Raw genomic sequence first — 13046 nt, forward strand, 5'->3', positions numbered from 1 at the left:
GGGGATGAGGAGCATAGGGGGCCTGCTCTCGGAGACACCACCGGTCACGACGGGACGTGAGGCCGCTCGCGGGGCGGCACGGCACGAGCTGTCCAAACCGGCGTACCACCAGAACGACCCGGGCCTGGTGAGGCGTGCCATGAACCGGTTCTGGGACTGGATCGGGAGCCTCTTCGAGCACGCCTCCGGAGCGACCCCCGGCGGCACGGCCGGACTCGTCGCCGTCGCCGTCCTCGTCGTCCTCGTCATCGCCGCGCTGTGGTGGCGCCTCGGCACCCCACGCCGGTCCGCGACCTCGGCGGGCCACCTCTTCGACGACCGCGTACGCAGCGCGGCGGACCACCGCACGGCCGCCGAGGCGCTGGCCGCCGACAGCCGCTGGAGCGAGGCCGTCCAGGAGCGCATGCGGGCCGTCGTCCGCTCCCTGGAGGAGCGCACCCTGCTCGACCCCCGCCCCGGCCGCACCGCGGACGAGGCGGCCGCCGAGGCCGCCGTCTCCCTCCCGTCCCACGCCGCGGCCCTCCACGCGGCCGCCCGCACCTTCGACGACGTCACCTACGGCGCACGCCCGGCCGACGCGACGATGTACGCCACCCTGCGCACCCTGGACCAGGCCCTGTCCCGCACGAAGCCCCTCCTGACGGGCCCCACCCGATGACCCGCCCCACCCCGGACCCCCGAGTCCCCGCACCCCCACCCGGCGCCACCCCGGACCCGAACCACGCGCCCCCGGCAGTGGCACCGGCACCGGCCCCGTCCCTGACCACGGAGTCGACTCCGGCCCGGGAGGGAACGGCCACCGGGCCCGCCACGACCGCCGGAGGCGCCCGGCCCCGGGACCTGTGGACCCGCGCCCGGGGCCTCCTCGTCGCGCTCGCGGTGCTCCTCGTCGCCGGGCTGGCCCTCGCCGCCCTGAACTCCGGTGCCCGGCACGGCTACCTCGATCCCCGCTCCGCCGACCCCTACGGCAGCCAGGCCGTCGCCGAGCTCCTCGAGGCCCGCGGTGTCAGCACCCGCGTCGTCACCACCGCCGCGGAGGCCGCCGACGCCGCCGGCCCCGACACGACCCTGCTGGTCACCGACCCCGACCGGCTCGACGAGACCCGGCTGCGCTCGATCCGCTCCGCCATCGACCTCTCCGGCGGCCGCACCGTCCTGCTCGCCCCGAGCGTCCTGAGCCTGCCCGCCCTGGCCCCCGGCACCCGCACCCACGGCAGCACCACCACCCCGGACGCCGACCTCGACCCGGGCACCACCTGCACCCTCCCCGCCGCGAAGGCCGCCGGCCGCGCCGCCACCGGAGGCGGCTACCGCTACACCACCAACACCCCCGGAGCCACCGGCTGTTACCCCGCCGGTGGCCACCCCACCCTGCTCGTCCTGCCGACCGGCACCCCCGGCGGAGACACCGTCCTGCTCGGCTCCGAGAACACCCTCCTCAACAAGAGCCTCGCCGAGGAGGGCAACGCCTCCCTCGCACTCCAACTCCTCGGCTCCCGCCCCCACCTCGTCTGGTACCTGCCGTCCCCCGCGGACAGCACCCCCGCGGCCACCGACGGCCAGCAGCGGGACTTCCTCGACCTGATCCCCGCCGGCTGGAGCTGGGCCCTGCTCCAGCTCTTCCTCGCCGCCGCCGTCGCCGCCCTCTGGCGCGCCCGCCGCCTCGGCCCGCTCGTCACCGAACGCCTGCCCGTCCTCATCCGCGCCTCCGAGGCCACCGAGGGCCGCGCCCGCCTGTACTTCAAGGCCGGCGCCCGCGACCGCGCCGCCACCGTGCTGCGCGCCGCCGCCCGCGAACGCCTGGCCGCCCTGGTCGGCGTACCGCCTTCGCAGGCCCACGACCCCGTCGCCCTGGTCCCCGCCGTCTCGGCCCGCCTCACGGCCGCCACCGCGCCCGCCCAGGACCCGAGCACCCTGCTCTTCGGCACCACCCCCACCACCGACGCGGCGCTCGTCGCGCTCGCCGACCACCTCGACGCCCTCGAAAGAGAGGTCCGCACCTCATGACGGCCACCACGGACAGCGCCCGCTCCGCCCTGGAAGCGCTCCGCACCGAGATCGGAAAGGCCGTGGTCGGCCAGGACTCCGCCGTCACCGGTCTCGTCGTAGCCCTCCTCTGCCGTGGCCACGTCCTCCTCGAAGGCGTCCCCGGCGTCGCGAAGACCCTCCTCGTACGGGCTCTCGCCGCCTCCCTCGAACTCGACACCAAGCGCGTCCAGTTCACCCCCGACCTGATGCCGAGCGACGTCACCGGCTCCCTCGTCTACGACGCCCGCACCGCGGAGTTCTCCTTCCAGAACGGCCCGGTCTTCACCAATCTCCTCCTCGCCGACGAGATCAACCGCACGCCCCCCAAGACCCAGTCCTCCCTCCTCGAGGCGATGGAGGAGCGCCAGGTCACCGTCGACGGCACCCCCCGCAAGCTGCCGGAGCCGTTCCTCGTCGCCGCCACCATGAACCCGGTGGAGTACGAGGGCACTTACCCCCTCCCCGAGGCCCAGCTCGACCGCTTCCTCCTGAAGCTCACCGTCCCCCTCCCCTCCCGCGAGGACGAGATCGGCGTACTGACCCGGCACGCGGCCGGCTTCAACCCGCGCGACCTGCACGGCGCCGGGATCCGCCCGGTCGCCGGGCCCGCCGAACTCGAGGCGGCCCGCAAGGCCGTCGAGGCCACCGCCGTCTCCCCGGAGATCACCGCGTATGTCGTCGACATCTGCCGGGCCACCCGCGAGTCCCCCTCCCTCACCCTCGGCGTCTCCCCCCGCGGCGCGACCGCCCTGCTGGCCACCGCCCGCGCCTGGGCCTGGCTCACCGGCCGCGACTACGTCACCCCCGACGACGTCAAGGCCCTCGCCCTGCCGACCCTGCGCCACCGCGTACAGCTGCGCCCCGAGGCCGAGATGGAGGGCGTCACGGCCGACGCGGTCATCACCGCGATCCTCACCCACGTCCCCGTCCCGCGCTGATGGGATTCACCGGACGCGCCGCCCTCCTCGCGGCCCTCGGCAGCATCCCCGTCGGCATCCTCGAACCGAGCTGGACGGGAATGCTCGCGGTCAACGGCCCCATCGCCCTGGCCTGCGCCGTCGACTACGCCCTCGCGGCACCGGTCCGCACGCTCCACCTGGCCCGCTCCGGCGACACGTCGGTGCGCCTGGGCGAAGCCGCCGACGTGCACCTCACCGTCACCAACCCCTCCGCCCGCACCCTGCGCGCCCGGATCCGCGACGCCTGGCCCCCCAGCAGCTGGGTCCCGGGCACCGAATTCGACGCCTCACGGCAAGCGTTGACGATCCCCGCGGGCGAACGCCGCCGCCTCACCACCCGCCTGCGGCCCACCCGCCGCGGCGACCGCCTGGCGGCCCGCGTCACGATCCGCTCGTACGGGCCGCTGGGCCTGCTGGCCCGTCAGGGCCACCACACCGTCCCGTGGACGGTCCGCGTGCTCCCGCCCTTCGCCAGCCGCAAGCACCTCCCCTCCCGCCTCGCCCGGCTGCGCGAACTCGACGGCCGCACCAGCGTCCTGACGCGCGGTGAGGGCACGGAGTTCGACAGCCTGCGCGACTACGTACCCGGTGACGACACCCGTTCCATCGACTGGCGGGCCACCGCCCGCCAGAACAAGGTCGCCGTCCGCACCTGGCGCCCGGAACGCGACCGCCACATCCTCATCTGCCTGGACACGGGCCGTACTTCGGCGGGCCGCGTCGGCGACGCCCCCCGACTCGACGCCTCGATGGACGCGGCCCTCCTCCTGACGGCCCTGGCCACCCGTGCAGGCGACCGCGTGGACCTCTTGGCCCACGACCGCCGCCCCCGCGCCCAGATCCAGGCCCGCTCGGCCGCCGACACCCTCCCGGCCTTCGTCAACGCGATGGCCACCCTGGAACCGGAGCTCGTCGAGACCGACTCCCGCACCCTGGTCTCCACCATCCTGCGCAGCGCCCCGCGCCGCTCCCTGGTGGTCCTCCTGACCAGCCTCGACGCGGCCCCGATCGAGGAGGGCCTGCTCCCGCTCCTCCCCCGCCTCACCCAGCGGCACACGGTCCTGCTGGCCTCGGTCGCGGACCCGCACATCGAGGAGATGACCAAGTCCCGCGGCACCCTCGAAGCCGTCTACGAAGCCGCCGCAGGCACCCAGTCCCAGTCCGCCCGCCGCCGCACCGCGGACCAGCTCACCCGCCACGGCGTCCACGTGGTCGACGCCACCCCCGAAACCCTGGCCCCGGCCCTGGCCGACGCCTACCTGGCCCTCAAGGCGGCCGGCCGGCTGTAGCCGTTCCGACCGTCCCGATCTGGATAGCCTGGGCGCGCACCCACCATGATGAGCCCACTGCTCCCCACGGGCTGAACGTGGTGCGCCTGCGCCGCCGGATCGAGGCCCGGACACCCGAGGTCATGGCTCTCCCGGAGGACCGGGCTCTGCGAAAAAGTCCCTGAACGCAGAAAAGCCCCGTACCAGTTACCTGGTACGGGGCTTCCCCATAAAATTTGTTCGGCGGCGTCCTACTCTCCCACAGGGTCCCCCCTGCAGTACCATCGGCGCTGAAAGGCTTAGCTTCCGGGTTCGGAATGTAAACCGGGCGTTTCCCTAACGCTATGACCACCGAAACACTATGAAGTTAACCAACCGGATATGACACAGTTCGTTACTTCAGAACTAACACAGTGGACGCGAGCAACTGAGGACAAGCCCTCGGCCTATTAGTACCAGTCAGCTCCACCCGTTACCGGGCTTCCACATCTGGCCTATCAACCCAGTCGTCTACTGGGAGCCTTACCCTCTCAAGGAGGTGGGAATACTCATCTTGAAGCAGGCTTCCCGCTTAGATGCTTTCAGCGGTTATCCCTCCCGAACGTAGCCAACCAGCCATGCCCTTGGCAGGACAACTGGCACACCAGAGGTTCGTCCGTCCCGGTCCTCTCGTACTAGGGACAGCCCTTCTCAATATTCCTACGCGCACAGCGGATAGGGACCGAACTGTCTCACGACGTTCTAAACCCAGCTCGCGTACCGCTTTAATGGGCGAACAGCCCAACCCTTGGGACCGACTCCAGCCCCAGGATGCGACGAGCCGACATCGAGGTGCCAAACCATCCCGTCGATATGGACTCTTGGGGAAGATCAGCCTGTTATCCCCGGGGTACCTTTTATCCGTTGAGCGACGGCGCTTCCACAAGCCACCGCCGGATCACTAGTCCCGACTTTCGTCCCTGCTCGACCCGTCGGTCTCACAGTCAAGCTCCCTTGTGCACTTACACTCAACACCTGATTGCCAACCAGGCTGAGGGAACCTTTGGGCGCCTCCGTTACTTTTTGGGAGGCAACCGCCCCAGTTAAACTACCCATCAGACACTGTCCCTGATCCGGATCACGGACCGAGGTTAGACATCCAGCACGACCAGAGTGGTATTTCAACGACGACTCCACCCCAACTGGCGTTGGGGCTTCAAAGTCTCCCACCTATCCTACACAAGCCGAACCGAACACCAATATCAAACTATAGTAAAGGTCCCGGGGTCTTTCCGTCCTGCTGCGCGAAACGAGCATCTTTACTCGTAGTGCAATTTCACCGGGCCTATGGTTGAGACAGTCGAGAAGTCGTTACGCCATTCGTGCAGGTCGGAACTTACCCGACAAGGAATTTCGCTACCTTAGGATGGTTATAGTTACCACCGCCGTTTACTGGCGCTTAAGTTCTCAGCTTCGCCACACCGAAATGTGACTAACCGGTCCCCTTAACGTTCCAGCACCGGGCAGGCGTCAGTCCGTATACATCGCCTTACGGCTTCGCACGGACCTGTGTTTTTAGTAAACAGTCGCTTCTCGCTGGTCTCTGCGGCCACCCCCAGCTCACGGAGTAAATCCGATCACCAGTGATGGCCCCCCTTCTCCCGAAGTTACGGGGGCATTTTGCCGAGTTCCTTAACCATAGTTCACCCGAACGCCTCGGTATTCTCTACCTGACCACCTGAGTCGGTTTAGGGTACGGGCCGCCATGAAACTCGCTAGAGGCTTTTCTCGACAGCATAGGATCATCCACTTCACCACAATCGGCTCGGCATCAGGTCTCAGCCTTATATGAGGGACGGATTTGCCTACCCCTCGGCCTACACCCTTACCCCGGGACTACCACCGCCCGGGCTGGACTACCTTCCTGCGTCACCCCATCGCTTACCTACTACAAGTCTGGTCCGCCGGCTCCACCACTTTCCTTTCCCCGAAGGGTCCGGAACGGCTTCACGGGCTTAGCATCGCCTGATTCGATATTGGGCGTTTCAAAGCGGGTACCGGAATATCAACCGGTTGTCCATCGACTACGCCTGTCGGCCTCGCCTTAGGTCCCGACTTACCCTGGGCAGATCAGCTTGACCCAGGAACCCTTAGTCAATCGGCGCACACGTTTCTCACGTGTGTATCGCTACTCATGCCTGCATTCTCACTCGTGAACCGTCCACAACTAGCTTCCGCTGCTGCTTCACCCGGCACACGACGCTCCCCTACCCATCACAGCGGGCGTTGGCCCTATAGCTGCAATGACACGACTTCGGCGGTACGCTTGAGCCCCGCTACATTGTCGGCGCGGAATCACTTGACCAGTGAGCTATTACGCACTCTTTCAAGGGTGGCTGCTTCTAAGCCAACCTCCTGGTTGTCTCTGCGACTCCACATCCTTTCCCACTTAGCGTACGCTTAGGGGCCTTAGTCGATGCTCTGGGCTGTTTCCCTCTCGACCATGGAGCTTATCCCCCACAGTCTCACTGCCACGCTCTCACTTACCGGCATTCGGAGTTTGGCTAAGGTCAGTAACCCGGTAGGGCCCATCGCCTATCCAGTGCTCTACCTCCGGCAAGAAACACGTGACGCTGCACCTAAATGCATTTCGGGGAGAACCAGCTATCACGGAGTTTGATTGGCCTTTCACCCCTAACCACAGGTCATCCCCCAGGTTTTCAACCCTGGTGGGTTCGGTCCTCCACGAAGTCTTACCTCCGCTTCAACCTGCCCATGGCTAGATCACTCCGCTTCGGGTCTAGAGCGTGCAACTCAATCGCCCTATTCGGACTCGCTTTCGCTACGGCTTCCCCACACGGGTTAACCTCGCTACACACCGCTAACTCGCAGGCTCATTCTTCAAAAGGCACGCAGTCACGACGCATTGAGTAAACTCAATGCGCGACGCTCCCACGGCTTGTAGGCACACGGTTTCAGGTACTATTTCACTCCGCTCCCGCGGTACTTTTCACCATTCCCTCACGGTACTATCCGCTATCGGTCACCAGGGAATATTTAGGCTTAGCGGGTGGTCCCGCCAGATTCACACGGGATTTCTCGGGCCCCGTGCTACTTGGGAGATTCTTAAGCAAGCCGCTGATGTTTCGTCTACGGGGGTCTTACCCTCTACGCCGGACCTTTCGCATGTCCTTCGACTACATCAACGGTTTCTGACTCGCCGACCGGCCGGCAGACCGATCAAAAGAATTCCCACAACCCCGCATGCGCAACCCCTGCCGGGTATCACACGCATACGGTTTGGCCTCATCCGGTTTCGCTCGCCACTACTCCCGGAATCACGGTTGTTTTCTCTTCCTGCGGGTACTGAGATGTTTCACTTCCCCGCGTTCCCTCCACACTGCCTATGTGTTCAGCAGTGGGTGACAGCCCATGACGACTGCCGGGTTTCCCCATTCGGACACCCCCGGATCAAAGCTCAGTTGGCAGCTCCCCGGGGCCTATCGCGGCCTCTCACGTCCTTCATCGGTTCCTGGTGCCAAGGCATCCACCGTGCGCCCTTAAAAACTTGGCCTACAGATGCTCGCGTCCACTGTGTAGTTCTCAAGCAACGACCAGCCACCCATCACCCCACCAGACAAGCAGGTGAGTTCACTGGGGCCGGCATCGCAGAAGGACAGCCTTTCGGCCGTACCCTCAGATACCCAACAACGTGCCAAGCACGATCCCCGCCACTATCACTGTTTTCCACGCCGAAGCAGTACTTACAGGATGTTTTGGAAACCGTGCCAACTAATCAACGTTCCACCCATGAGCTGACCGTGCAGAACATTTGTCTGCAATCGGTACTGTGCTCCTTAGAAAGGAGGTGATCCAGCCGCACCTTCCGGTACGGCTACCTTGTTACGACTTCGTCCCAATCGCCAGTCCCACCTTCGACAGCTCCCTCCCTTACGGGTTGGGCCACCGGCTTCGGGTGTTACCGACTTTCGTGACGTGACGGGCGGTGTGTACAAGGCCCGGGAACGTATTCACCGCAGCAATGCTGATCTGCGATTACTAGCAACTCCGACTTCATGGGGTCGAGTTGCAGACCCCAATCCGAACTGAGACCGGCTTTTTGAGATTCGCTCCACCTCACGGTATCGCAGCTCATTGTACCGGCCATTGTAGCACGTGTGCAGCCCAAGACATAAGGGGCATGATGACTTGACGTCGTCCCCACCTTCCTCCGAGTTGACCCCGGCGGTCTCCTGTGAGTCCCCATCACCCCGAAGGGCATGCTGGCAACACAGGACAAGGGTTGCGCTCGTTGCGGGACTTAACCCAACATCTCACGACACGAGCTGACGACAGCCATGCACCACCTGTATACCGACCACAAGGGGGGCACTATCTCTAATGCTTTCCGGTATATGTCAAGCCTTGGTAAGGTTCTTCGCGTTGCGTCGAATTAAGCCACATGCTCCGCTGCTTGTGCGGGCCCCCGTCAATTCCTTTGAGTTTTAGCCTTGCGGCCGTACTCCCCAGGCGGGGAACTTAATGCGTTAGCTGCGGCACCGACGACGTGGAATGTCGCCAACACCTAGTTCCCAACGTTTACGGCGTGGACTACCAGGGTATCTAATCCTGTTCGCTCCCCACGCTTTCGCTCCTCAGCGTCAGTAATGGCCCAGAGATCCGCCTTCGCCACCGGTGTTCCTCCTGATATCTGCGCATTTCACCGCTACACCAGGAATTCCGATCTCCCCTACCACACTCTAGCTAGCCCGTATCGAATGCAGACCCGAGGTTAAGCCTCGGGCTTTCACATCCGACGTGACAAGCCGCCTACGAGCTCTTTACGCCCAATAATTCCGGACAACGCTTGCGCCCTACGTATTACCGCGGCTGCTGGCACGTAGTTAGCCGGCGCTTCTTCTGCAGGTACCGTCACTTTCGCTTCTTCCCTGCTGAAAGAGGTTTACAACCCGAAGGCCGTCATCCCTCACGCGGCGTCGCTGCATCAGGCTTTCGCCCATTGTGCAATATTCCCCACTGCTGCCTCCCGTAGGAGTCTGGGCCGTGTCTCAGTCCCAGTGTGGCCGGTCGCCCTCTCAGGCCGGCTACCCGTCGTCGCCTTGGTGGGCCATTACCCCACCAACAAGCTGATAGGCCGCGGGCTCATCCTTCACCGCCGGAGCTTTTAACCCCCACCCATGCAGGCAGGAGTGTTATCCGGTATTAGACCCCGTTTCCAGGGCTTGTCCCAGAGTGAAGGGCAGATTGCCCACGTGTTACTCACCCGTTCGCCACTAATCCACCCCGAAGGGCTTCATCGTTCGACTTGCATGTGTTAAGCACGCCGCCAGCGTTCGTCCTGAGCCAGGATCAAACTCTCCATGAATGTTTACCCGTAATCGGGTGCACACGCACTTAGAGCGGGACAGCCATGTCGGAATAAGACCGACCGTCCACTGCATCCTCGCTGTGTAATTGCCTGCAAGCATCACAGCCGAAGCCGTGACCCCACAGGTCTTTTTCAAAGGAACCTCATCCACCGAAATGGACGGGGTATCAACTTTTGGCGTTGATTTTTGGCACGCTGTTGAGTTCTCAAGGAACGATCGCTTCCTTTGTACTCACCCTCTCGGGCTTTCCTCCGGGCGCTTCCTTCGTTCTTGCGTTTCCGACTCTATCAGAGTCAGTCCCGCTTGTTTTTCGCCTTCCGGTTCTTCGCTTTCGCGCTTTCCCTTTCCAGCGATTCCGACTCTATCAGAAGATTTCCACCGGATTTCCCGGCTTCAGTTTCCTGAATGAAGAGTCGAGTGTGCCCACGTGGAATTCAATTCCTGGGGGGCGAGAAAGACTTTAAACCATCGCTGCCGAACTTGTCCAGTTCGAGGCAACCGTTCGAATCTACCTCCCCGCATCCTCCGTGTCAACGGTGTTTGCGGGACGACGAGGAGACTAGCAGCTCAGCATGGGTGGACGCACATCAGGCTGCCGTGGGGAGCGTCGCCGTCTGGTCGGCGAGCTCCACGTCGCCCACGTCACCTGCGCGGGCCGCTCGGCCGCCCAGGACGTAGACGTACAGGAGGAAGGCCGCCTCGGCGGCGACGCCGATGGTGATGCGGGCCCAGGTGGGGAGACCGGAGGGGGTGACGAAGCCTTCGATCAGGCCCGAGATGAAGAGGATCACCGCGAGGCCGATGGCCATGCCGAGGGCGGCGCGGCCCTGTTCGGCCAGTGCGGTGCGGCGGGTGCGGTGGCCGGGGTCGATGACCGTCCAGCCCAGGCGCAGGCCGGTACCGGCGGCGACGAAGACGGCCGTCAGTTCGAGCAGCCCGTGCGGGAGGATCAGGCCGAGGAAGACGTCGAGGCGGTCGGCCGAGGACATGAGGCCGATGCCGACTCCGAGGTTCAGCATGTTCTGCCAGAGGATGTACAACACGGGCAGGCCCAGGAAGCCGCCCAGGACCAGGCACATCGCGGCGGCCTGGGCGTTGTTCGTCCAGACCTGGGCCGCGAAGGAGGCCGCGGGGTGGCTGGAGTAGTACGTCTCGTACTCGCCGCCCGGCCGTGTCATCGCCTTCAGGTCCTCCGGAGCTCCGATGGCTCCCTGAATCTCCGGGTGGGTGGCTATCCACCAGCCGACGAGCACGCCGACCGCGGTGGAGATCAGTGCCGTCGGTATCCACCAACGCCTGCTGAGGTAGACGGCCGCGGGGAACGTCGATGTGAAGAAACGGGCCGCGTCGCGCCAGCCGCCGCGGCGGGTGCCCGTCACCGTGGCGCGGGCACGGGCGACGAGCTGGGTGAGGCGGCCCGTGAGCATCGGGTCCGGGGTGCTGGACTGGATCAGTGAGAGGTGGGTGGAGGTGCGCTGGTACAGCGCGACGAGCTCGTCGGCCTCGGCCCCCGTGAGGCGGCGGCCCCGGGCCAGGAGCTGTTCCAGGCGGGCCCATTCCGCCTGGTGGGCTGCAACGAAGACGTCGAGATCCATGTGGTTGGCGCTCCCCTGCCCCTGGTCCCTCTGATGGTCGGCCGCTGGTAGGACCCCGGCCGGCCTCCGATTGTCCTACTGCTTCCCTCGTCAGCTTGGCAGACTGGGTGCCAAAGGGGCGGGGCAGGTCATGTGAAGGGTGTGTGCGTCGGTGAGCGATCTGGTGACGGGGGACGCGGTCGTCCTGGGGCTGCGGCCTGCGAGGCTGCCGAGCCGGGCGCTGGCGATCCTGCTCGACCTGGTCGTGTACTTCGGCGGCTATCTGGCCATCTCGATGGGGCTGGTCCTCGCCACCGCCTCGATGGACGTGGCGGCCCGGGCCGCCGTGTCGGTGACCTCGTTCGTCCTCGTCCTGGTCGGTGTACCGATCGCGGTGGAGACGCTGAGCCACGGACGGTCGCTGGGCAAGCTCGCGTGCGGGCTGCGCGTGGTGCGTGACGACGGAGGGCCGATCCGGTTCCGCCACTCGCTGGTGCGCGGGGCGTTCGGGGTCTTCGAGCTGCTGATGACCTTCGGCTCCGTGGCGTGCATCGCCTCGCTGTTCTCGGAGCGGGGGCGGCGCCTGGGGGACGTGTTCGCGGGGACCCTGGTCGTCCGGGAACGGGTGCCGGGGGCGCGGGTGATGCCGGTGCCTCCGCCGCCGCCGTGGCTGGCCGGGCGGTTCGGGGGGCTGGACCTGTCGGCGGTGCCGGACGGGCTGTGGCTGGCGATCCGGCAGTACCTGACGCGGATGAACCAGCTGGATCCGCAGGTGGGCGCCGCCATGGCGGTGCGGCTCGCGGACGATCTGGTGGCGCGTACGGGGGCTCCGCCGCCGGTCGGGGTGCCGGCCGCCGCGTTCCTGATGGCGGTGGTGCACGAGCGGCAGTCGCGGGATGCGGCGCGGGCCTTCCGGCAGCCGGCTCCCGGGGGCTTGCCCGTGCCGTACGGGCAACCCGTGCCGTACGGGCAGCGGCCCGCGCCCGTGGTGATGCCGGCCGTGGCGCCGGTGGTACCGGTCGCGCCGGTCGCTCCCGCGCACGTGGCGCCCGTACCCGTACCCGAATCCGAATCCGGGCGGCCGCCGCGGGCCACCGGGTTCGCTCCGCCCGCCTAAGCGGTCTCCGGGAAGGTGGACGGCGGGGTCTCCAAGTGTTCGAGTTCGATGCCGGGTGCCGAGAGGACCACGTCCCCGGCGATGTGGACCGTGTGGACCTCGCCGGTGTCCAGGGCGCTGACCCGGTACTCGTCGACGAGGAGCGGGCCACTGTCGGTGGGGTGCTCGGCGCGGCGCAGGAGGGCCCAGGCCTGGTCGACCGTACGGGCCGCCAGGACGGGGTCGGTCAGGGCGACGAGGCGGACGCGGGTGGCGGGGGCTCCGGGGGTGAGGCGGAGCAGGCGGGACGTGGCGACGAGGAAGGCCGGGGAGGTGCCGGTGAAGCCGGCGGCTCCCCGGACGTTGCCTTCGGTGGCTTCGGCTCCGGTGGGGTCGGTACGGACCCAGGTGACTCCGTCGATGGCGGCGCCGCGGACCTGCCAGCTGGAGGCGTTGGCCTCGAGGCGGATGGGACGCCCCAGTTCGTCGACGGCCAGGTCGACGGAGCCGCGGTGCTCGCCGTCGGGGGCGGTGAGCTGGGAGACGTAGCGCCAGCCGGAGGGGCCCGGGGCGCAGTGGAAGTGCTCCTCGCCGAGCGGGGTGTGGTCGTGCGGGTCGTGGAGCGAGTAGCGGCCGCGGGGCATGGGGGCGTCTTCCTGGGTTTCGGGCGGGTACGGGGCAGGCCCCCGGCACGGATGCCGGGGGCCTGACGCGTGGTTGTTCCTGTGCTCGTGGGTGCTGCGGATCCGTGG

Annotated in this window: 7 protein-coding genes and 3 rRNA genes; 5 read left to right on the forward strand and 5 right to left on the reverse strand. The window is 66.5% G+C overall.

All coding sequences use genetic code 11. The features are described 5' to 3' along the window. The first annotated feature begins 4 nt into the window (after positions 1–4). From OG389_RS14960 to OG389_RS14975, 4 genes are read left to right on the forward strand one after another with little or no spacing between them, the layout of a single operon-like run. Positions 5–658, forward strand: a complete 654-nt coding sequence (locus OG389_RS14960; RefSeq protein WP_328298978.1) for a DUF4129 domain-containing protein — start codon at positions 5–7, stop codon at positions 656–658. Next, entirely contained in the window at positions 655–2007 is a 1353-nt protein-coding gene (locus OG389_RS14965) for a DUF4350 domain-containing protein (protein WP_328298979.1), read from the forward strand. Before OG389_RS14960 ends, OG389_RS14965 begins: the two co-directional genes overlap by 4 nt. Next, a complete protein-coding gene (locus tag OG389_RS14970) occupies positions 2004–2966 on the forward strand; it encodes an AAA family ATPase (RefSeq protein WP_328298980.1) in 963 nt (320 codons plus the stop codon). Before OG389_RS14965 ends, OG389_RS14970 begins: the two co-directional genes overlap by 4 nt. Then, positions 2966–4276: a DUF58 domain-containing protein gene (locus OG389_RS14975; protein WP_328298982.1), complete on the forward strand. Its 1311-nt coding sequence runs from the start codon at positions 2966–2968 to the stop codon at positions 4274–4276. The genes OG389_RS14970 and OG389_RS14975 overlap by 1 nt, the downstream gene beginning before the upstream one ends. A 217-nt stretch (positions 4277–4493) precedes the next feature. Here OG389_RS14975 and rrf read toward each other — a convergent pair. From rrf to OG389_RS14995, 4 genes are all read right to left on the reverse strand, one after another. Next, positions 4494–4611, reverse strand: a 5S ribosomal RNA gene (gene rrf / locus OG389_RS14980). 73 nt (positions 4612–4684) lie between these two features. After that, positions 4685–7808: ribosomal RNA gene (locus OG389_RS14985) — 23S ribosomal RNA — on the reverse strand. Positions 7809–8095: 287 nt separating this feature from the next. Beyond that, a 16S ribosomal RNA gene (locus OG389_RS14990) occupies positions 8096–9620 on the reverse strand. Together the 16S, 23S and 5S rRNA genes form the textbook arrangement of a ribosomal RNA operon. 591 nt (positions 9621–10211) lie before the next feature. Further along, positions 10212–11219 carry a stage II sporulation protein M gene (locus OG389_RS14995; protein ID WP_328298983.1) on the reverse strand — a complete coding sequence of 336 codons (1008 nt, stop codon included), beginning with the start codon at positions 11217–11219 and terminating at the stop codon, positions 10212–10214. Positions 11220–11370: 151 nt separating this feature from the next. On the opposite strand from OG389_RS14995, the gene OG389_RS15000 reads away from it, so the two are divergent. Further along, complete coding sequence (locus OG389_RS15000) at positions 11371–12315, forward strand: RDD family protein (protein ID WP_328298984.1); 945 nt, start codon at positions 11371–11373, stop codon at positions 12313–12315. On the opposite strand, the gene OG389_RS15005 is transcribed toward OG389_RS15000, so the two are convergent. Then, positions 12312–12938, reverse strand: coding sequence for a hypothetical protein (locus OG389_RS15005; RefSeq protein WP_328298985.1), 627 nt, complete (start codon positions 12936–12938; stop codon positions 12312–12314). The genes OG389_RS15000 and OG389_RS15005 overlap by 4 nt on opposite strands. Positions 12939–13046: the final 108 nt, after the last annotated feature.

The sequence above is a fragment of the Streptomyces sp. NBC_00435 genome (assembly GCF_036014235.1).
GTDB lineage: Bacteria > Actinomycetota > Actinomycetes > Streptomycetales > Streptomycetaceae > Streptomyces.

Bases quoted from the DNA above. Each gene is read 5' to 3' on its own strand.
- OG389_RS14960 (WP_328298978.1), top strand. From the start codon at position 5: ATGAGGAGCATAGGGGGCCTGCTCTCGGAGACACCACCGGTCACGACG.
- OG389_RS14965 (WP_328298979.1), top strand. From the start codon at position 655: ATGACCCGCCCCACCCCGGACCCCCGAGTCCCCGCACCCCCACCCGGC.
- OG389_RS14970 (WP_328298980.1), top strand. From the start codon at position 2,004: ATGACGGCCACCACGGACAGCGCCCGCTCCGCCCTGGAAGCGCTCCGC.
- OG389_RS14975 (WP_328298982.1), top strand. From the start codon at position 2,966: ATGGGATTCACCGGACGCGCCGCCCTCCTCGCGGCCCTCGGCAGCATC.
- OG389_RS14995 (WP_328298983.1), bottom strand. From the start codon at position 11,219: ATGGATCTCGACGTCTTCGTTGCAGCCCACCAGGCGGAATGGGCCCGC.
- OG389_RS15005 (WP_328298985.1), bottom strand. From the start codon at position 12,938: ATGCCCCGCGGCCGCTACTCGCTCCACGACCCGCACGACCACACCCCG.